Source organism: Pseudoalteromonas rubra (assembly GCF_001482385.1).
Taxonomy (GTDB): Bacteria; Pseudomonadota; Gammaproteobacteria; order Enterobacterales; family Alteromonadaceae; genus Pseudoalteromonas; species Pseudoalteromonas ardens.
The window spans coordinates 1,232,690-1,253,836 of sequence record NZ_CP013612.1; the positions used below are offsets into that span (position 1 = coordinate 1,232,690).

16 protein-coding genes are annotated in these 21,147 nt (G+C 43.9%); 12 read left to right on the forward strand and 4 right to left on the reverse strand.

Translation table 11 applies throughout. The features are described from left to right. The first annotated feature begins 743 nt into the window (after positions 1-743). The 7 genes from AT705_RS24095 to AT705_RS24125 all read left to right on the forward strand — a co-directional run bounded on the left by AT705_RS24095 (position 744) and on the right by AT705_RS24125 (position 11,665). Entirely contained in the window at positions 744-3,233 is a 2,490-nt protein-coding gene (locus AT705_RS24095; protein ID WP_167552022.1) for a M4 family metallopeptidase, read from the forward strand. Between the two features lie 90 nt (positions 3,234-3,323). After that, positions 3,324-5,276, forward strand: a complete 1,953-nt coding sequence (locus AT705_RS24100; RefSeq protein WP_058798849.1) for a Hint domain-containing protein — start codon at positions 3,324-3,326, stop codon at positions 5,274-5,276. 53 nt (positions 5,277-5,329) lie between these two features. Further along, positions 5,330-6,577 (forward strand): hypothetical protein, encoded by a 1,248-nt coding sequence (locus AT705_RS24105; protein ID WP_058798850.1) that lies wholly within the window; start codon positions 5,330-5,332, stop codon positions 6,575-6,577. Positions 6,578-6,586: 9 nt separating this feature from the next. Then, positions 6,587-7,456: a GEVED domain-containing protein gene (locus AT705_RS24110; protein ID WP_058798851.1), complete on the forward strand. Its 870-nt coding sequence runs from the start codon at positions 6,587-6,589 to the stop codon at positions 7,454-7,456. A gap of 10 nt (positions 7,457-7,466) precedes the next feature. Beyond that, positions 7,467-8,945: a hypothetical protein gene (locus AT705_RS24115; RefSeq protein ID WP_058798852.1), complete on the forward strand. Its 1,479-nt coding sequence runs from the start codon at positions 7,467-7,469 to the stop codon at positions 8,943-8,945. Between the two features lie 244 nt (positions 8,946-9,189). Further along, positions 9,190-9,912 carry a PKD domain-containing protein gene (locus tag AT705_RS24120; RefSeq protein ID WP_058798853.1) on the forward strand — a complete coding sequence of 241 codons (723 nt, stop codon included), beginning with the start codon at positions 9,190-9,192 and terminating at the stop codon, positions 9,910-9,912. 1,537 nt (positions 9,913-11,449) lie between these two features. Next, positions 11,450-11,665, forward strand: coding sequence for a hypothetical protein (locus tag AT705_RS24125; protein ID WP_058798854.1), 216 nt, complete (start codon positions 11,450-11,452; stop codon positions 11,663-11,665). Positions 11,666-11,839: 174 nt separating this feature from the next. Here AT705_RS24125 and AT705_RS24130 read toward each other — a convergent pair whose 3' ends face one another. Next, positions 11,840-14,002, reverse strand: a complete 2,163-nt coding sequence (locus AT705_RS24130; protein WP_058798855.1) for a PKD domain-containing protein — start codon at positions 14,000-14,002, stop codon at positions 11,840-11,842. A 637-nt stretch (positions 14,003-14,639) separates the two neighbouring features. Here AT705_RS24130 and AT705_RS25460 point away from each other — a divergent pair. The 5 genes from AT705_RS25460 to AT705_RS24155 all read left to right on the forward strand — a co-directional run bounded on the left by AT705_RS25460 (position 14,640) and on the right by AT705_RS24155 (position 17,762). After that, complete coding sequence (locus AT705_RS25460) at positions 14,640-14,789, forward strand: hypothetical protein (RefSeq protein WP_157576973.1); 150 nt, start codon at positions 14,640-14,642, stop codon at positions 14,787-14,789. A gap of 10 nt (positions 14,790-14,799) precedes the next feature. Then, positions 14,800-15,000 (forward strand): hypothetical protein, encoded by a 201-nt coding sequence (locus AT705_RS24135; RefSeq protein WP_157576974.1) that lies wholly within the window; start codon positions 14,800-14,802, stop codon positions 14,998-15,000. 116 nt (positions 15,001-15,116) lie between these two features. After that, positions 15,117-16,279 (forward strand): IS3 family transposase gene (locus tag AT705_RS25110; protein WP_157576975.1). Its coding sequence is split into 2 segments (ribosomal slippage): positions 15,117-15,372 and positions 15,372-16,279, totalling 1,164 coding nucleotides; the frame shifts between segments, so codons are not numbered across the junction. Positions 16,280-16,442: 163 nt separating this feature from the next. Then, positions 16,443-16,952: a hypothetical protein gene (locus AT705_RS24150; RefSeq protein ID WP_058798858.1), complete on the forward strand. Its 510-nt coding sequence runs from the start codon at positions 16,443-16,445 to the stop codon at positions 16,950-16,952. 300 nt (positions 16,953-17,252) lie between these two features. After that, positions 17,253-17,762, forward strand: a complete 510-nt coding sequence (locus AT705_RS24155; protein WP_058798859.1) for a hypothetical protein — start codon at positions 17,253-17,255, stop codon at positions 17,760-17,762. A gap of 117 nt (positions 17,763-17,879) precedes the next feature. Here AT705_RS24155 and nfi read toward each other — a convergent pair whose 3' ends face one another. The 3 genes from nfi to AT705_RS24170 form a co-directional block, all read right to left on the reverse strand. Further along, positions 17,880-18,554: a deoxyribonuclease V gene (gene nfi, locus AT705_RS24160; RefSeq protein ID WP_058798860.1), complete on the reverse strand. Its 675-nt coding sequence runs from the start codon at positions 18,552-18,554 to the stop codon at positions 17,880-17,882. Between the two features lie 53 nt (positions 18,555-18,607). Further along, a complete protein-coding gene (locus AT705_RS24165) occupies positions 18,608-19,327 on the reverse strand; it encodes a substrate-binding periplasmic protein (protein ID WP_058798861.1) in 720 nt (239 codons plus the stop codon). 343 nt (positions 19,328-19,670) lie between these two features. Continuing rightward, the gene (locus AT705_RS24170) at positions 19,671-21,080 is read right to left on the reverse strand and encodes an MBL fold metallo-hydrolase (protein ID WP_157576976.1); all 1,410 of its coding nucleotides are present in this window, start codon (positions 21,078-21,080) and stop codon (positions 19,671-19,673) included. Positions 21,081-21,147 lie beyond the last annotated feature (67 nt).

Below are 21,147 nucleotides of genomic sequence, written 5' to 3' on the forward strand. Positions count from 1 at the left end.
GTTCTATTAAAGCAAATAGTTTCCCTGTCATGATAACTCTGGGGCCAGCTTATTCTTCTGAAATATAGATTAATTTTCTCATCAATGGCTTCATCTTATTTTTGCATAGCGGAATAATCTTCCGATTGTTTGTAAAAGACCAGCATACAAACTAACAAGGTATTGAACTTGTCTGCTTCGCCTGAGCGTGGAAAAGTGAGATCTCGAATATGAAATTTTAACAGGTTGTTTGTTTTTTGTTTCATTTTTATTTTTTGTAAATTACGCTTTTATGACGCAATGCGTTAGGTTTGAACGCCCAAGTAAAAGCTGCATTTACTTTATAGTGTATGCGCCATAGCCGGGTCACAAACTTAAAAGGAAAAGTCTATTCTGTAAACAATATGTATTCAGGGAGAGAGTGAATGCCTATAAACAAAACCCCCATTGCGGCCTTTTTGTGTTGTTTCAGTTGTCTGAGTCATGCTGATACACAGTGGGTCGACAAACACGCACTATTAAACCAACAGCACTTGTGGCAGGAAATTGAGAACCAGCTAAAGAAACAGGATCGAGCCAAGACCGCTGCAGTGGGTGGGGAACTTAGTGATAACGGAATACGTTATCAGCGGGTGAAAACCATAGGGAATACCAAGCGCTTCGAACATTATCAAGTTTATTATCGTGGTATACCAGTCATCGGTGGTCAATTTGTGCTATTCAAAGACAGTATCGGTAAAGTCTTGCAGGGTCTGGGTGCAACTTTGAGAGCGCAAGAGCTATCGGGAGCCACTGATGGACGTTATTTCCGTTTGCCTCAGGCTGACATAGAGCAACGACTGGCGGCAGGTTTTGACTTAAAGCCCGAGACCAAGTTGCAAGATCTCAGGCGTGCGTATTTGACTTGGCAAGGCCGTTTAATAGGCGTGTTTGAGGTCACCGTCACTTCGAAGGAGGGCATACGCACTCTTACCATCGATGCGGATACACTGAATGTCCTTAAGTCTGAGCAAGGCATTATGCACTCTTCCCGTGAAGAGCAACGCGCAGAGCAGCTTTCTGCTGACGGGCAATACGTTGCTGCTGGTGGCATAGGCGGCAACGAGAAAATGGGGGCTATATGTTATTCACCGCAGCCTTCGACAATGAAAGCCTGCCTCAGGTATCAATATGATGAAACGACCAGCCCATCAACGGAGCTGTTATTTAATGATATCAGCGACACCGATCGCCCGCTCATTTTTGCCGACTTTGATGGTTATCCATTTGTTGTCAGAAAAGATGGAGGGCGCTGCTTTTTAGAAAACCCGTATGTGCAGACTATTAACTATTTAATCCATGAATCAGAGCCACATAAATTTGATTGTAATGATAATATTGAAAATTTTGATCAAACTTTAGCCGATCAAGTTTATTATCATCTGTTTAGTTATGGTCCTGAGAATGAAGCTCATTTTTATGGAGGGCTGACCATGCAGTTTTTTCATAAGCAGCTAGATGAGCTATTTCCCGAACAAGACGCTCATTGCACGGATAATGGTTACTGTCTCCATAAACTAAAACAGAGGGTACATCATAATTTTCTTGGTATGAACCATGCGTATTGGGATGGTACTTATACTAATTTTGGTAATGGCGACAGTTATTTTAATTATTCGCTAACTACGTCGAGCGTAGTCGCACACCAGGCTGCGTTTGCATTAACACAATGGAATAGTCAGCTGGAAAGTCGAGGGGAAGCCGGTGCTTTTTATCAAGCGTTTTCTGATATTGCGAGCCTTGCCGTACTGGATTACTTACAGCGCAGAGTGTCTGGCAGCTTTAGCACCTCTGAGCCATTTTTATCGCAAATACTGGATGGCACTGGTCGCCCGCAAGACGATAAAAAGTGGTGGCTCGGTTGGGATGTTAAAACTCAGGATATAGGGCATCGCTATTTTGCACTTCCGTCAATGGATGGCAGTGGCATTGACCATCTGATCATGTATCGTGCGAATATGTCGAGCTATAGTGTGGGTGGCATTTTCAGAAAAGTGTTTTATGAACTGGTTAAAACCTACGGCTGGACAATCAAAGAAGCGTTCAAGTTATATCTGAAAGCGAATGTATCTTGCCTTCCGGCCAATGCCAGTTTTGATGATGCTGCAGCCTGCTTGATACTGGTTGCAGATTCGGATGTTGTGAATAAGCCTGTACAGGAAGCACAAAATAATGTTGATGGGGCGTTGCACCTGGTGGGGCTGGTGGCGCAATCATCGGAGATTTCCAGTCTGGCAGTCACGGCGGTACCTCAGTATGACGAGTTCAGGTATTTAGTTGGGACCCTACCTATTAGTGAAATAGAGCGTATCTCTGTTGACTGGGGGAATGGGGCCAATGAAGGCTGGTCTCGTGGTTCCGGTAATGCGATTTATCCGTTTTTACAGAGGGCGCATGTTATTGAACCTGATTTACTGACGCGTTTTAAGATCAACGTAGTCAAAACAGACGGTGAGGAGTTGCTTGCTTACCGTGATTATTATTCACGCGCTCTGGGCGTGGCTTGCCCACCGTGGTTTCGAGAAGAAAATACAGGCCTGATGAGTCACGTGTTGATTAATGGTCACAGGTTACAATTACTGCCACAGAACTATCAAGAGATATTGGACCAGCCCTTGAATTTATACCTTAAGCAGCGAAACACCATTGAGCTCGGTGCCTATTCTGTTGGACAAGAAGTAACGGTATTACTGGATACCAACCGCAATGGAGCTTATGAAAAGCAAGAAGTCTATCTAGTCGAAGAGATAATGGATACTGGGCTGCTCACTTTTTCTTTGCCTGATGGCTTCCAGCCGGGCAAAATAATGATGCGTGTGGTTGTCGGCTCCAGATATGGTTTTCTCTTTTCATGTGGAGAAGTAGATGAAGGCCAAGTTTTCGATGTAAAAGTTGACTTTTCAGGTGCTGGCGAGTGGTCTCGCACTGATTTTAAGTTTGAAATTCAAATCGGCAATAACGTTAAATTCACTAATAGTCTTTTGCCAGATAATGCTAAATCCTCAGAAAAACTTGAACAACCGGTGAATGTAAATAGCTCAACCTATGTCCCCTTCTCTGGCGCCACTTCGTATCCTGTAGATTTTCAGACTTGCTTAGAATTGGTATCTGAAAAAAGATCTCAACGCTATACATATAGTCAATTATCAGATTTATTTGCCTGCCGAACAAAAAAAGACATATCTCACATATACAGCGTGCTCCATCCGACTTAATTGAATGAATTGTTGTAGGGTTTCTCCGGCACACCGCTGGTGAGACCTGAGCACTTGCTCAAATAACTCTCCATATTAAGGGAATAAAATATGAAACCTCTGTATTTATCCATTGCTATGGCATTGGGGACGGTCTCCGTCATGCCTGACACTTTTGCTGGTTCATTAAAAGCTGCCAGTGATTCAGTTTATCAGCAAGACATGCTGATTAAAAATGAGCGTTTAAACGCGCGACTGGCACAGCATGGCCTGAGCAGAAAGAATCGGCCTCAATTGTTTTCGCTGATTGAGCAAAGGCTGGAGCTAGACAAGTTGGTAACAGAAAACCTGAACCCTAGCTCATTACAAAACTGTTTGAGCGGCAGACCTGAACTGTGCTCTTTCTTTAAACATATGGGTATTGAAGTCGCCACTAGTAATGCAAATGGTGAGTCCTATGTAGTGTTATCTGCGTTAAACAGTAAAACGGTATCGACCGATTATACATTGATAGATCTGCACTTAACCAATGAGAAAGGCGAGCAGCTCACCCAACTGGCATACAATGAGTACTTTGGCGACGGGCAGGAGGCTAAACGCAAATCCGTTTATTCCTTCGCAAAGGTACAAGATATTCTTCCTAAGCTTGCCGCTTCAGAGCGTATTTTTGCCGATGGTTGGGTAACCTCAGTATATAAGGGGGCCGACAATAAGCAAATTGTTGAAGACCGAAACATTGTGGTGGAGTATTCTAAGGATACATTGCTGGCTAAGTTAGGCTATTTTGCTCAGCCGAGAGCAGGCGAGTCTGGTACAGAGGGCGTCTCACTACTTCCTTTGGCGGGGCGAGATGGTTTCGAAACGACCATTAATAAGCCCATTGATAACCGCTCTGAAGGCGGTGCGGATGTGCCTGATGGTAAGATTGTAGTATGCCTCAATCGAAATTATGGCGATTGTGATTATGAAAATATTTACCCAATAGGCACACCAACCAGCGAAACTAAATTAAAGGTCCCGTTTCAAGGGAGCTTTGACGTGATGGGTAAGGTGACGCGCATCTATCTGCCGGATTTTACAACACTGGGAGTTCATGAGGAAAACGGCGTAATAACCCTAGTCGAGAACCCGGTAGTTGATAAGCCTGCCTTCATGAATCACGGAACGAATATCTTTATACAGACAAAAGAGGGTGGCGGGGCAGCTGCAATTGGTGATTCTAGTTATCAAGACATCAGCGATTTTTTCGCAAAGAAATTAAACCTGCGCTACGACAAGTGGAATGGGATAGATCGGACAACCATATCCTGGAATATTCCGCAAGATGAGGGGATGTTTGGAGACGCCACATTATTTGGCAGATACCAGGATACCCACTGGATAATGCATTTTGCGCTTGATAATGTGTCACGTCCGGGCAGACCGCCACGAGCGGCTTCTTTTGTCATTGGCTCTACAGACATGGACAGTGGCTGGGGTGACACAGACCACCCCCAAATGCAAATTGTCTACAGTTGTCTGGCCGAAGGCACTTTAATCACTTTACCAAATGGTAAGCAGCTTCCAATAGAACAGCTTGAAGTGGGCGACCAGGTGTTGGGGGCCAGTGAGTTTTCACCTGCTAACCATCTTGCTCTGACAATTGAGGATATTTCTGTTGGAGTTGAAACCATTCCTATGGTCCAGCTCAAAACTAAATCGGGTAAAACGCTGTTATTGACAGAATCTCACCCTGTTGTGATGCAATCAGGTCAGGCTATATGGGCCAGCAAGGTTGAACAAGGAGCGCAAATCTTAACTGAAAATGGGCTGGAGATGATCACGCATATCGCTGAGGTTGAGTTTAGCGATAAGGTCTATAACCTTCGTTTGGGCCGCGGTAAAGATGATCCGGAATATCAGCTAGGTGAATCCTTCAGTATGTTTGCAAATGGCCTGCAAGTGGGTGATCTGGCAATGCAAAGTGAGCATGAGTTTAGCAATGAGGTCGAAACGACAGAAGATGTACTTAATCGCTTGCCTCAGGCCTGGCATCAGGACTACCTGAACAGTCTGAAGCAGTAGTCATGGATTGACAAATACTAAGGCCCTAACGGGCCTTTCATGGAGATATGATAATGAAAATACGTAATGTGGTTTCGATTATGTTGTTACTGGGAGCCTCCTTGTTATTGATAAAGGCTTATGCTCACGCCGTAGCTGTCCATGAAGTAGAAGAGCGAACGATCATTGATCTGAGTAACGACCTTGTGCCGCTGGGAACGGCTTACCAGAGCAAAGGTAAGCAATTTTTAGGGCTGCAATCTGTGCTTGGCAGACAAGTCGAACATCTGGGCAACTCGCATATAGATTTTAGAGTCGGTGTTGATTTGAGTTATCAGCAAGCCCTGAAGCTTGTTGATGGTAAGGTTGATGCTGGCTTCGAATTGCCTGCGGTGCGAGTGGATGCTGGTGCAAACTATGCCAAAGATATCAGTGCTGACAGGTATACCGGTACCTACACTGTCTATTCTTCCATTAAACCCAAATCGAGCATGTTGGTTCCCATTAATGATTCGGGCTATCAGCCGACACTAGCCGCGAAGGAATTGGCAAAGGCGTATCCCGGAAACAAGGCGAGCAACCTGGGTGATGGATTTGTACATGGATTTGCGTATGGCTCAAATGTGGTCATTAACATGAAAATTGACTACCGAAATGAAACGGACAAACGCATCATCGGAGGCTACTTGAGTGTCGACTGGATAGGCACTGTGAAGGTTGACGGTGAACTTCAGAAAATAGCCGAAGATAAGCGAAAGTCAGTTAAGATCACGATCAGCGGTATTCAAAGTGGGGGAGATCCCAACAGGCTGCTACAAGTCATACCTAACGGTATCATGCACTGCACATTGTTCAACCCTGAGCCCTGCTTCAACCTGTTTGAAGCCGCGATACATTATCTAAAAACAGACTATGTCAATCAGTTTAATTCACTGGATGACTACAATATTACTGACGTATATACAGCCAGTTATCTGGATTCCGGTGCAGATCTCCAGCAGCTTATCCCAGATAGTGGCTATACACCGGCTAACTACTTGACTCAATTGATCGTCAAAGAGCTGACGGCACGCTGGATAGATGAGCGATTGGTCTATCGCCGTGCAAAAAACCTGCAGCGTTATTACGCAGCACAATTTTCTGCACAGCAACTTGAACAGCTGCAGGATATTGAGACTAAGAGCCGTGCTAACGCTAACTTATATGCCGATTTGGTGGATTACTGTGAACGCAACCCGGAAGGTAATCACTGCATTGATTACGAGGCCGATAATCTGATTTATTTACGTGATTATAGTGCCATCAGTGATGTATTAAGATAAGGATATCCCATGAATATACTCAGATTTTTGTTGGTTTTACTCATCTTGTGTGTAGCTTTAAACCGGTCCGCTCTGGCGTTAGCGTCAGAGCAAAACTCACATACACACCAGCAAGCCAGGTTCAGCGAGTTAGGTGATTTACTTACGGTGGAGCAGGCGAAGGGCCGATTTGCCTGGCTGAGCAAGTGTTACGATGGCTTGTTGGTTGAGCTGTGGGAGCGGATGCATGGCACAACTGACATTGTCGGGAAAGAAGAAAAGCTTCGCCAGCTAAAAGAGCTATGGCTCTCTGACGCTGCATTAGCAGCGGGTAAAGCTCAGTACCTGACCTTTGCAAACGCTGATTTTACCAACCCATATCAATGGTATGCAGGCACCAGTGTGGGTCAGGCATGCGCGATATTGCCTCCTGAATATGAGCCGGTTGCTCTTAAAACCACAGTGCTGCCGAGATCGTATTGCGATAATCGCAGTTATGATCACGAATGGGAGTGGATCTCTGAAGTAACGGTGGATGACTTTACGCACCAGTCTGAAAAACACGGCCACAGCTTGATTTCGGGAAAAGTGATTTTACTTAGGGCGAATCAAACATCGAAAGTCACCATTAAGCCGGGAAATAAAGAACCGGAGTTTCCTTCATACGTGGCTGTTCGGGTATGGTTAGACTGGGATCACAATGGTCAGTTTGAGCAATCTGAAATGGTGTATCACTCCGCATCATCAGGCGTTTTTAAGTTTTTGTTGGATGTGCCCGCAACAGTGCCTGAAGGTTTGACTATGATGCGCATTGCTACCGATGCTGGCGGAGGCTCGGACAATGCGTGTACTCGTATTCATTATGGTGAAGTCGAAGACTATCTGGTGACGGTTCGTTAAGGAAGATGATATGAAACCAATTTACCCTGCATTACTGGCGATAGCGCTGGCAGTTGTGAGCTGTTGTACATACAGTGCTGATACTCAGATAACTAATAACAACCTTACAGGCTCTGTCATTTCAGGGCTTATCAACGATCACATAGAGATCGGCACGGCTTATGATAGCCAAAAAAAGCGTTTTCTGAACGTTCAGCCAATCAAAGGTGTTACTGACGAAAGCTTTGGTAATACCGAGCTGCAATTTAAAACCGGCATCGACATGAATTACGATGACATGCTGAGCATGCTTAATGGCAGTGTTGATACTGATGTGAATTTTCCTGTGGTGCGTGTGTCTGCCGGAGCTTCGCTTGCAAAAGAAATGGCATCCAGCACGTATTCAAGCTCTTACACATTCAGTGCTTCCAGCACGCCGAAAAAGCGTGTGTTTTTGCCAGTGAATCAAAATATTGGATATACCCTATCACAGGTTGGAGAGAAAATAGCCCAGAATCACCAGACTCAGATACAAGATTTGGTTGGTGATGAGTTTGTAACGGGTATTGAGTATGGTGCAAATGTCCTGGTTAATTTAAAGATTGATTATGGGAGCAACAAAGATAAGTCTGATATCGGTGGGTACCTGGATGTTGATTTGTACGGGGGCGCATTTAATGTCGGTGGGCAACTTAATTATTTGCAGCACGATATCAAATCGTCGGTCAAAATTACAGTGAGGGCGGTACAGCAAGGGGGCGACCCAAAGCAGCTACTTACTGTTATACCTAACAATATCATTACCTGCTCTTTGGATAATCCACAGCCTTGTTTTGACATGTTTTATGAGGCGGTTAAATACGCGAAAACAGGATTTAATAGCCAGCTAACATCGCTCAGCGATTACAATGTGGTGCGTTATTACACAACCCGCTACGACAAATCATCTTTGCCATTACGCGCGCTGGTGCCAGATTATCAGATAGTGAGAAATGCAACCAAGTGGTTGATCAGTGAACTCGAAGATGACTTTAAACAAGCTATTTTGGATGAGCAAAGAGCTGCAAGTTTGCTCACCAGCTATTATGCCTATCTGCCCGAGACACAACGCCTGGCTGTCGAACGCATCAAAGATCTGGCCTATGACAATGCCTGGTTTTCCTTCACCGCAGCCCAGTTCTGTCGTGATAACCCCTTTGGATATGTTTGCGAGAATAAAATTCAGGAAATGAAAAATGCTTGTGTGCAGCGTGGGAAGTCTTGTCCTGCTAGCTACGATATAACCGATTTACAATTACCTACCAGCGACGCTCAGGATTGGAAGCAGTGCGAGCTGGCCAGGCAAGAGGCTGTTCGTTCTGGGGCCATTTCACAGGCACATAGTGTCCTGTTCCGCAAGTTGCGCTGGGCACCTACTTTCATCGATTCAGGCGCACCCGCGCGTGGGATTTTGAACTGGCGACTGTGTGAGGGGGCATTAAGTACTTATGGTATGGCCTTTCAACAATAAGGATACAGCGTGTGCCTGTTAGCAGACATACGCTTTAAATCGTTACCCTATCAACGGCAATGACGTCACTGTTACTGAATGAAAAACCAATGTGAAATCATTTATTTTGGGTGTTTATTCGTTGAGATTGGAGGTATATCGAATTTTTGTAACTTTTATGTTAAAATAGTCTTGGCGTTAGCTGAGGAAAGTGAACACGGTTTTAGTGTTGTGTATGATTCAATATCACTATCAAGGAGTGACTATGTACAAAGTAATGACCGGTCTTTTATGTTTTTTGACCTGCACGGCAGTGGCAAGTGACGCCCAGTACTTTTGGCGGTTTGGTGATGGGTCTGTTTCTCATGAAGCCGAGCCTGAGCATCAGTACGAACAACCTGGCATTTATACTGTGACCCGGGAAGTGTACCAGGATGGCAAGTTATTAGAGTCTTCACAAAAGCTGGTTGATCTTATTTCGCCGAAAATTTCCGGACTGGTGATTGTGCAGCCAGATGAAGTTGTGCAGGGTCAAAATGTGGAATTTCTGGCAAGTTTAACGTCCAGTGAGCCGCTCGATTTAAATTATCAGTGGTTTGTTGCTGGTGAACCCATTGCTTCGGGTTCTCAAACGGGCAAGTTAACCACTCAGTTTGCTGATTCTGGTATTATCGAGTTGTCGGTTGATGCCATGTGGCAGCAAACAGTTGTTTCGAGTGCAAGCATACAGCTATCTATTGAACAGTCTGAAAACGAAAAACCAGACGGAGAAGACGGTGATGGCTCCGATGGGGGGGACGAAAACCCGGGTGGCGATAACTCCGATGGTGGAAGCGATAATGGCAGTGGCCAGACACCAGGAAAAGACGACGGCAGTGATAATAAAACACCTGACACGGGCAAGTCTAATGACGGGGGCTCTGGCGGCAGCCTTCATTTCCTGATGTTATTCTTCGCGGGTGCCTGTGCAATACGCAGACGTCGTTAGTTAAATTGCCCTGCCAACCTCTGATCGGGCAGGGCATATTTGTCAGCCCTGTGCTTGAATAGATTGTGAGGCTGTAACTAAATTCGCGGGCACAGAATACTGAACGGCCTCTAGTTTCCCCTACAACCGATAAGTTTCAGATGACAGCCCTGTATTAAACATGAACTCCAACATACAATATGCGCTTAGTCAGTTCTCCCGGTTTATAGCCCCAAATCTGTGTTTGTTTGCCTTTTGTATGTGCATATCCCACGAACGTTTCAAAAGCGCTCAAGTCATAATTAATACCCTGATCATCACTCTTTTTGGTCGACTGCATAACAAACATAAAACGGTTGCCTTCTGTTTTATCCTTGATGTAATCGTAGATAAGATCTGCATTAAAAGTGGGTATATCTTTTTTATGATTTGCTCTTCTGGGGAAGGTCCAAAAACGCCCAGTAATTGTAACAACTCTCCTGTGAATGCTAACGCAGCGCTGGCAGTAGTAAATACTTTTGAAGCGGCCATAGCCTGGCTAAAGTCATTTAGTTGCATACCCGCAGCTAGCTGAAGGCGACTAGACTCAGTATAATCTGCAAGTGCCTTTGTAGTCTTTTGCAATCCGTTATATATTTCTTTCCACTCATCTTAACGCCCTTATAAATTTATTAAGTTTACAGAGTGCTTCGCAAATAATGTATAAATAGGAAACTAAAATGTGGTTGCTATTTATGTACTTTATTGCACGTAACACAAACATAGAACTCTTGTTATGTTTTGGATCTTTAATATATCAGCTTGCAGAATTAGTTATAATTACCGCACATTACAGCTCAGCATTCAGATAATTACTAATGATTCGTTTTTGAATAACCCACTTTTAGAGTGCAAGGTTGTGAGGACACCTCAAATTGGCGTACAGGATAACCTATCATCCAAATGCCAATTTAGGTTGGATGTCTCTGGTGTCTCTACGCTGGCAACACACAAATGTTTTTTTCCTTGCGTAGTTAAAACTGGCATTGTAGAGCAGTCCTATTTCTTTTTACTCTGCGTGCATAGAAATGCTTATTTGTTAATTTTGCGACTGTTTGAATTTTTATTTTAGCGAGTACAGCCTACTTATTAGCAAAAGAGATTGTATTTTTACAAGGCTAACTAGGATGATGCCGTGTCAGATGGGTATTATTTGGCCTTTGAAATAAAAAGCTCACATAAGGTCATGGCTTTTAGGTTTCTTTTTTAATCTAAATATCCCAGTAAAATACAACCTGCTTATCCTCTGGTTGAAGCATTTGTATGCTTGCCGTAAAACTCCCGCTTTTGTACCTTTTATGGTTAATTTATTTCTGCTAGTTGTTACGCAAGGGTTAAAATGAACGTCGGGATAATAGTTTCATTTCTTATTTTTCGTGGAATTGTGCGCTTCTGCGCAGGCCTTAAAAAGTGGCTTCGCCGCAGTGATATAGGTAAGCTGACTGTTATTGGCTTTCACGAGGCGCGCTTAATTCGCTCAGGCTAAAAGTTCACGAACTTGTTTTTTGGAGCAAAAATTATGGCACTAGATTATGAAGAGATAAGAGGCGTTAGTTGTATGGTTGTCCGTGAAAATTGCAAGTTTTTTGTCAGTTATGACAGTGGTGCACAAGGCTCTCGCCCCACCGTTCAACAAATTACTGAACGGGATTTCAATGCGGTGAAAAGTGGCAGCCTGAGTGTTGAAAATGTGATGAAGCGTTATCATTATCAACGAGGTGTCTTGGAGGCTTAAACAGTCTGCTGTGGAGCTGGTGCCTAACGTCAAGCAACTATTATAAATTGGCCAATGTTTTACCTGATGTGCAACCGTTTGAGCGTTATTCGAATGATTGAAAATGAAGCGCGGCAGCGATCTTATAAAGGATAGCTGCCGCGCTTAATTCTAATTAGTATGTACTAATCATGGCTATTTATTGGTATAGATAGCTCTTTCGGTTATCCACAGCCAGGTATTTTCTACGCTGTGTGGCGTGCCGAGATTTTCAGAGAACACCTGATTCTGGTTGTCTTTTACAATAAAGTAACTGGATGAGCCATCGCTCTCTTGCGCTTTATATTTTAGAACGACCTCACCATTGTCTGCTGCTGCAAGCGGAGCGGTCGGTTCGTTGAGAAGCGATACTTGCTCTAAGCCACTACTCTTCGAGAAGCGCCAAACTTTATCATCATGTTCAAAAGTAAACCACTGACGATTAGGCGAGTGATAGTGGCTCAGGTCAGTACTACCGGTGTTATAGCTACTAACAGCCAGTTGTGCATGAGACTCGGAATCAAAGAAGTACAAGCTGTAATTCGGGTCAGTGTTAAATTGGTCGAATGGAGACGTGAGGACCACATAGTAGCCATCCATAAACTCGATTCGACGTGCGCCCGACAGGTCAAGTGCTACATCAGTCCATTCACCACCAATGGCTTTAAATTTGAAGCTTTCAAAGTGACGTACTTGCGCTCCATCATATTGTTGACAGCTATTTTGATAGTAAACCGTACCTGCATTATTCACGAAAAAGCCATCGCTATAAGCATCGCACCAGTAGGTGTAGTCAGGCCAAGTTAACGCGGTAAGTTCGTCATCGGAAATACTATACAGATAAGGCAGTGCATTCTCTTTTTGCTCGTGAGATGTTCTGAGCAATAAGTAGTTGTCAGACGCAGAAGTCAAGAAGTAGTTGGCGATGATGTTTGCGCTTAAGTCAGCCGTATCTACCTTATATGTCGTATACTGTTTCTCTGTTTGATTAGAAATACTGAAATAGAGCATATTGTCTTTACGAACAATGGTGCTGTCCACTTCAAAGCCTTGAGGAACGTTGAGTAGATCAATCGAATGCGCTTCACTAATACTAAACTGTGAGATAAAACGTGAATCTTCCGTTTGTCTGTAGTAGTAAATGTAGTTGCCATCCATTGAGTGTACTGAGCTGGCGTCGAAGTCTGCTGCTTTTTCCCAGGCGTCATTTTTATTGATCAATCGCAGGTTGATAGCACTCAGTGAGGTAGAACCCAGTTCATCTTCTGCCTGAATGTGCGCTTTGGTAGCGGTAACAGGTGGTACTTTAGTATATTGCAGCGAATTAGTGTCCGAGGTGTGAACAATTTCGTCTTCGAGTTTCAGCGATAAACGGCAGTCTCCGTTATCATCACTGCACTTAGCAGCAAAGGCTAAAGTGCTCTGCGCATCAATGGTGAAATTGTCCGCAGCAATGAGATCTTGCCCATTAATTGTAAACTCTTCAACAACAGGTCGATTATTTGGGTACATAGGTAAAGACAGCAATGCTGCTTGGCCATTCTTATCTTTAATGGTTGCCAGTAGGTGAGTCTCTTCTTGCATTTCGAACGCAGGGAAGGTGAAGCGCTTAGATGAGGTATCTACTTCGACTTGTTTTCCGTTGTAAGATACAAGGATGCCAGCCAGTTCAAATTGACTTGTAATATCAAAACGCAATGTTGCGCCATCATCGATGATAATTTTGTTGATATCCTGCACTGTGTCGAGGTAACCATAAGATGCCGTGTTCGCACTCACGTGTGCTCTTAAGGATATATTGCCGTTGATCGTAACTAAAAGCATCTGAGAGCTTGCTGTACCATCTGCAAAGTTTGCTTTCGCGGTAACAGCATAGACTCCTGGTGTGTCATACGTATTATTGACAGTAAACTCACTGCAAGAGGTCAGGTCATGGTCGAAAATACCATCGCCATTAAAGTCTAATTGGCAACTGGTAATGTCGCTATCATCTCGATTCAGTGTTCCCTGAAAAGTTACAGGAGACCCTACATCTGCAGTGATGCTGCTGAATTTGCCTTGTGAAGAGAAGTCAAATATCAATGCCGGTAGCTCTGGGTCTGGCACTGGGTCAGTATCTGTATCCGTATCTTTGTCCGAATCCTGATCTGTGTCTTTATCCGCATCCTGATCGGTGTCTTTATCAGTATCTTTGTCAGTAGTCGGGTTCTGTTCTTCACCAGCGTTATTATCTGGCTGAGGTTCAGGTGTGTTATCGTCGCTGGAGCAGGCTGTGTTCATTAACACGAGCCCAGAAATGAGCAGGAGCTTAAGATTCATAAAGTTTTTTCCCTTAACTTATTTAGATTATTGCAAGAACTATTTTACACTCTTGTCCACTAGAATGTGAAGTACCTTTATATACTATATATCATTGTGACGCGAGTTAATTGTAAACCCTAAGTATTAGTAGGCATTACAGTTTTAATGCAGAGAACTTTATCACAATAATAAGAGCAGGGTATTTTTCTTCAATTAAACAAATTTCTTTTGGCGCAATGAAATCCCCTTAGCGAGCAAAATAGGTGTGCCAAATCTGCGGGCTAAAATGTAGCATAGAGCAACTGAAATAAGGCCATCGAGCCTGTCCTCAGATTACTCCTCAAGTTTAGCTCTATGATGATGCGCAAGGCTTTTGAACTAAGCGTAATACTGGATAATCACCTTTTGTCTGTCTATGGTTAGAATGTGTTCACCTTCCACAGTGGTGCCGTTTGACTGCCTGTTTCAATCGTTTTTCTTATTGTCTGAAATATATCAGAGTCATTTTACATTTGGCCCTAATAATATGTGGGTTTGCAGTGAGTGCCAGCGTGACAGGGAGCTGTCAGGAGTTGAGGGTGGGTGGACCGATAAGTTGGTGGCCTATTGGGTATGTCAATGAGCAAACGGATCAAGCAGAGGGGTTTCGTTTGAGTTGCTCGAGTACATTGGCGAACAGTTAAATCTGCCAATATGGGTCGCGCCGCCTTTACCCTGGAAACGTGTACTAAAAATGGTGGAAGTGGGGCTGCTCGATGTTGTCTCTGGCGCCTACAAAACCGAGCTGCGCACCTTATTACCGTAATGAGATCAGGGTGTTTGTACATAAAGACAGGCCATTTGTGTTTGAGAAGCTTGAGCACCTGAAGGGGCGTGTGGGGCTAAAACCGCTCGGAGGTAGCTATGGCCAGGCATTTGATAGTTTTGTGGCCGAAAACAAATCCAGTTTCGTTAGTGTCGCTGCGCATAAAGCCACTTTTGAGGTCAATGTACAGGTTGCTAGGGCACTCACTTAAAGCTCGTGTACAGGATAGACTATTACCCAAACGCCAATTTAGGCTGGATGTGTTGTGATTCAATAAAACTGGACACTATTTTAGGTGGTATTATTACCACTCAATGAGAGGTGTCTATGACCAGAAAACGTCGTACTTTTACACAGGAATTTAAGGTGGAAGCCGCCGCCATGGTACTCGATAAAGGATATTCAGTGTCCGAAGCATGCCGGTCTCTGGATATTGATGAAACGGCTTTGAGGCGCTGGATCCAGCAGCTGAAGCAAGAGCGTGGTGGTGAAACACCCCAGTCCAAGGCTCTAACGCCTGAGCAGCAGAAAATTCAAGAACTTGAAGCACGAATTGATCGCTTGGAACGTGAAAAGTCCATACTAAAAAAGGCTACAGCTCTCTTGATGTCAGACGAGATGAACAATACTCGATAGTAGACCAGTTAAATGAGCTTGAGTCTGTTGAATTGGTCTGCGAAACCTTTGATGTTCCGCGTTCAAGTTATTACGACTATAAACATCGAGTGAAGTCTAATAATACCGATGAACTTGCGTTACGAGCCAGGATAAACGAGCTATTCACATTAAGCAGGAACTCAGCGGGCAGTCGAACAATCATGGCGATGCTGGCTGACTCAGGAATAAAAGCAGGCCTTTTCAAAATCAGGCGCGTTATGAAGGATATGCAGCTCATATGCAAGCAGCCAGGTTCACATAGCTATAAAAAAGCAACCGTTGAACGGCCGGATATACCTAATCGTCTAAACAGGGAATTTGATGTTAGTTCGCCAAATCAAGTGCGGTGCGGTGACATTACCTATATCTGGACCGGAAGAAAGTGGGCCTATCTGGCTGTAGTATTGGATTTATGCACACGCCGTGTAGTGGGTTGGGCTATGTCTCATCAACCAGATGCCAACTTAGCCGTCAAAGCGTTAGACAGAGCCTATGAACAACGAGGTCGGCCATCGGGCGTGTTGTTCCATTCTGATCAGGGCTGTCAGTATGTCGGCACAAAGTTCAGGCAAAAATTATGGCGCTATCGTATGACTCAAAGCATGAGTCGCAGGGGGAATTGTTGGGACAACGCACCAATGGAAAGGCTATTTAGGAGTTTAAAAACAGAGTGGGTTCCGTCAACAGGCTATGATTCCTTCAAAGAAGCTGAAAGAGATATTAGTTACTATTTAATGAACTACTACAACTGGCAAAGGCCGCATAGCAACAACGAAATGCTTGCGCCAGCAGTTGCGGAAGAAAAACTTTATTTACTGTCCGGGATTAGTTGACCACAACAATGTGGTCTCAAGATCGCAACTGAGGAGATCTCTTCGTGTGTATCCTGGGGTATGGAAAATGACCAAATCAGTTAAAGCGCTTTGCAGTAAAAAATCTTCTATGGGAACTTATCGGGTAATAAAGGCATCAGTCCAGTTGATAAAGGTTAAATAAATGTTTGAATCTAAAAAGTTGGAGATTATTTATTGGGTTATATTGGCATTCAGGGATTATTATGTTCCTGGCGAGTGCGAAGAAACCCCAATGGGCATGATGCAGGAGGGCATCGACGATTATCTTCAGGGGTTTGATATTCAGGGGGGGCGATATCGAGTCGCAGATTTAAAGGAGGTATTGCTTTGTGCTTATCAGTCAGATATTGAACTGTGGTGGCGTTTTAATTGTTGTAATTTCAATGCGAAGCCTCCACTTCATGAAGCGCAAGAAGAAGATGATCAAGGCGTGCAGGGGGCCTGTGTTTTTTTCTGGGTTGAATATTTTGGTTTGGGTAAGGAATTTATGGACCGTGAAAAGCTTGCTGAGTACAGGGACAAGTACCACCCTGAGATGCTTAAGTTGCTGGTCAAGTGCTGTGTCTGGGATGTTTTATTTCCTGGAGAAACCTTGCCCGGTTATACGTTGCCTACATCCGCAGATACATCGTCATTTGACTACACTGCTTAAGTAGCTATTTCGCGATTCGAAAGCCAGCTTATTAGCTGGCTTTTTCGTTAATTAAGTATCTGAGTTGTATCGACACTCATTCCAAACAGGCGTGCAGAGTGCGCTTGTAACACGACTCAACCTGGTGCAGTTCATAAGTAGAATTATGCAGTCTCAAGGTAGCAACTGAGGAGATCTCTTCGTGTGTATCCTGGGGTATGGAAAATGACCAAATCAGTTAAAGCGCTTTGCAGTAAAAAATCTTCTATGGGAACTTATCGGGTAATAAAGGCATCAGTCCAGTTGATAAAGGTTAAATAAATGTTTGATTCTAAAAAGTTGGAGATTATTTATTGGGTTATATTGGCATTCAGGGATTATTATGTGCCTGGTGAGTGCGAGGAAACCCCAATGGGCATGATGCAGGAGGGCATTGACAGCTATCTTCAGGGGTTTGATATTCAGGGAGGCCGATTTCGAATCGTCGATTTAAAGGATACATTGCTCAGTGCCTATGATCGAGATATTGAACTCTGGTGGCGTTTAAATTGTAATAACTTTAATGCAGAACCTCCATTGCATAAAGTGCAGGCTTATGAACACGATGGGGTGCAATCCGCCAGTGTCCTTTTCTGGATTGAATATTTTGGTTTGAGTAAAGAATTTATGGATCAAGAGAAGTTTGACGAGTACTTTGATAAATACCATCCAGAGATGCTCAAATTACTGGTCAAGTGCTGTGTCTGGGATGTTTTATTTCCGGGAGAAACCTTGCCCGGTTACACGGTTCCTTCATCCGCAGATACATCGTCATTTGACTACACTGGATAAATAGCCATTTAGCGATTCGAAAGCCAGCTTATGTGCTGGCTGGGCCAAAGTCACCAGGCTCTGTTATTTCAAAGAGAGCACTCCACGCTCTGCCTCCGTTTGTGCAGTGCAGATTTGTCAGCTTTGTGCTTGCAGTGCCTTAAGCGCCCGGTTCACTTGTTGATCGGCCTGGCGGGTTGTTTCTGGCAGGCGGTATTTTGGCGTGAGTTTGAGGATCCAGTCTCTGGCTGTGCTCAGACTGACTTTGTGACCGACAGAGACATACACTGGCTTAATGTTGTCCTGAGTCCGTAACACTTCCCCTATAACCTGCTCATTATCGATGAGCTTTGCGCTTGCCCCCCGCATTTCGATTAAGGCCTTGTGTGTGCCTGTGAGTCGTGTTTTACCACACCCTATGGTTGGAATATCCAGGGTTACACCGAGGTGGCAGGCCAGCCCAAAGCGCCTTGGATGAGCCAGGCCCTGGCCATCACACACTATCATATCTGGCTTATGTGTAAGCTGCTCGAAAGCGGATAGCAATGGGGGCAACTCCCGGAATGAGAACAAGCCGGGAATGTAGGGGAAACGCACGCTTTCAGTAACCACCTGAGTTTCAATAATATCCAGTGTGCTGGCATTTAACACCACAATGGCACCAACCAGTTGATTTGTTGCGTCGTCATAGGCCACATCAGTGCCAGCAATGGTGGTGATAGAGTCAAATTGGTCTTCACTGATAACCTGCGCTGCGAGTGTTTCTTGCAGTGCTCGAGCTTCTGTTTCAGAGCTGGGGTGCTCTATTTGCATGCTAACCGCCTTATTCTTTGTATTGCTTCGCGATTTTATCGTATCTAAATGTGTTACTCAAAAAGCGCCTTGCGATATAAGGGCGTATCAATCAGTTTCTGGTAGGCGGCGCGAAGCCGAGCAACCAGCTCCGGATCTGTGGCTAAGCTGGCTGCCAGGTAGCCTTTGATACTGAGCGGTTCAATATCCAGCAGATACCGAAAGTGATTGTCTGGCAAGTTCATTGCCTGCGCCATGGCGCTGATGTAGCGTGGGTCATCCACCACCAGGTCTACTTTGTTAGCTGCCAGTAAGCGGTAGGATTGTTGAATATCTGCGGTCTCGATAAATTCAAAGCCCAGTTTATGCAATACCTGGGCAGCTACATCATCTCTTTGTACGGCAAGCCGATACTGTTTAGCGTCTTCCAGTGTTTCAATCTGGACTTTTCGGGGTGATTGGTTTGTTACAAAACCGAGTTGAAACAGCGCTACGGGGCCAATCCAGTGAAATGATGTCTCTCGTTGTGGGGTTTTTGCCATGCTATAGATTAGTGTGTTTGACTTATCTTTTGCTGTATCTAAAGCGCGTGCCCACGGATACATGTAAAACTCCCCCTCAAGTGCAGCAGTGTTCAAAATGGCTTTTACCAGTTCGGTACTTACACCGGCGACCTGGTCATTGACCCAGGTTTGATTGGGCGGGGACAACTCCGTGACTACGGTGAATTTAGCCCAGCTGTGAAAGCTACTCAGCACAGTGACTAGTATCAGGGTAACGACTGTTTTTTCCATCAAAAACATACCTTTTAATCTGCATACGGATAAAAGTGTAGCAGGCTCAGGGTATCTTGCCCTTATTGTTCAAGGTGTCAGGTTCAAGATGTCAGCCTGTGTGGCGCCGGGCAACTTCGGACATGAAGCAGGCTCTGAGCATTTTAAGTTTTACTTATGAGCTCTGTTTAAAGATGCACAGTCGTACTAATGACTGTACATCTATATTTTTCGTTAGGAAAAGTAATGGCGGGTTCGTCTTAACACCAATCTGGACGATAATTAGCCAAAAGCAGTTCTTCGGCAGTATTTCATGGAAAACAAATGTTTACGGCATTTCACTTTATGAAATAAACTTTTAGCATTAGATGTTGTTATTGTAATAGGCTTTAACAATATTTGGTCTGATGTCACTATTTCTATGATGACCAACGATGCGGTTATATTGGATTTTTTTATCCATTAAAAACTCAATAAAGACTCTTTCTACATCAGACATGTGTGAAGCAATGGAGTTGTCTCTGGGGATCTCGAGAAAGTCGCCCTGATATATTGTTTTAGCGTCACTAAAATACACAAAGCTCTGCTTTCTCACATGCGTATTTTCCAATACGTAATAGCGATTACCTTGAAACACCTCGTTACTTTTGATCTTTTTAAATTTTAAATTGGATATGTTGTTCGTAAATTTGGGGAAAGACTTAATCGCCTCTATCGTATGGTCATCGGCAATAATGGTTGCTCCTCTATTAACATAGGGCGCTAACCCGGCAATGTGGTCACCGTGTGCATGACTTATATACACATGGGTTACAGGCAGGTTGTTAAATTTTTCATCAATCAAAGCTAATACTTGCTCTGATGCTTTATCACTTAAAGGGGCACCAAACACTGTGAGGCCTGTAATATGCTTTTGTACCATTACATTACGGCTGCCCTGCAGATCTTTAACCAGAAAGATATCCTTATGGATTTTGCTAAGGGCAAGTGTTTTATTCTTATCTGACTCTATAAATTCATAGCCAGTTGGTTTCGTCAATTTTTTGGGGTCTATTCGACTAATTCTATGTAACGATTGAATGGCTATGGTGTGGCGATATTTCCCCTGATTGTAAACCTTTACTTGGCTGGCGTAGTTCATACCGTCAATAGGCCTAGGCTCTGAAAATACATACTTACTGTCATCTTCAGTATTGACTATTTCCGTAAGCTGCATCGAATTTTTATCAAACAGCAAGCTTACGGTGTGCTGGTTTGTATCTTGATAGGAAAGACTAACACTATTACCAATGTGAAGTTCTCTAATAGGAGACTTCTTCTTATGGAGGAACTCATAAGCCGCGAATAAATTTATCTGTTCTGATATCGCTTCATACTCATCGGCCATCGTATTGGTATATGCTCTTAGCTCTTTGCCATAAACGAATCCATTTACGTCGTATCTAAAAGCCTGCTGTTTATTAATCACTGAAATGAATTCAAAGACGAAGTTGCCAGGGTTATGACGTTTAAAGTGCTCAAAGTATTGATTTCGGTCTCTGTCGATCTCGATACTGTAGTGGTTAACTATGGTGTCGGGTTTACGAAAGTCATAACTTTGATGCGGTGCATTGCTGTGAAATTCAACTTTATAAGCAAGGCGAGATAGCTGTTCAACTTGTTGATAATGGGATTTCAGTTTTTTAATGTATGAGGAGTCTGCCGCCACTGAAGTCTGACAAAACAGACTCATTAATCCGAGTAATGCAGCGTTTCTTAAGTTAGACGAGTACAAATTAATTCCTTATAGATGTTGGTATTGACGGTTGCTTCAGTCTATATCTTTGTTGATAATGGAAAAA

Excerpts from the sequence above, each read along its gene's own strand:
- nfi (WP_058798860.1), bottom strand. The coding sequence starts at position 18,554 with ATGCAAATAGAGCACCCCAGCTCTGAAACAGAAGCTCGAGCACTGCAA.
- AT705_RS24120 (WP_058798853.1), top strand. The coding sequence starts at position 9,190 with ATGTACAAAGTAATGACCGGTCTTTTATGTTTTTTGACCTGCACGGCA.
- AT705_RS24105 (WP_058798850.1), top strand. The coding sequence starts at position 5,330 with ATGAAAATACGTAATGTGGTTTCGATTATGTTGTTACTGGGAGCCTCC.
- AT705_RS24155 (WP_058798859.1), top strand. The coding sequence starts at position 17,253 with ATGTTTGATTCTAAAAAGTTGGAGATTATTTATTGGGTTATATTGGCA.
- AT705_RS24115 (WP_058798852.1), top strand. The coding sequence starts at position 7,467 with ATGAAACCAATTTACCCTGCATTACTGGCGATAGCGCTGGCAGTTGTG.
- AT705_RS24150 (WP_058798858.1), top strand. The coding sequence starts at position 16,443 with ATGTTTGAATCTAAAAAGTTGGAGATTATTTATTGGGTTATATTGGCA.
- AT705_RS24130 (WP_058798855.1), bottom strand. The coding sequence starts at position 14,002 with ATGAATCTTAAGCTCCTGCTCATTTCTGGGCTCGTGTTAATGAACACA.
- AT705_RS24165 (WP_058798861.1), bottom strand. The coding sequence starts at position 19,327 with ATGGAAAAAACAGTCGTTACCCTGATACTAGTCACTGTGCTGAGTAGC.
- AT705_RS24125 (WP_058798854.1), top strand. The coding sequence starts at position 11,450 with ATGGCACTAGATTATGAAGAGATAAGAGGCGTTAGTTGTATGGTTGTC.
- AT705_RS24110 (WP_058798851.1), top strand. The coding sequence starts at position 6,587 with ATGAATATACTCAGATTTTTGTTGGTTTTACTCATCTTGTGTGTAGCT.
- AT705_RS24100 (WP_058798849.1), top strand. The coding sequence starts at position 3,324 with ATGAAACCTCTGTATTTATCCATTGCTATGGCATTGGGGACGGTCTCC.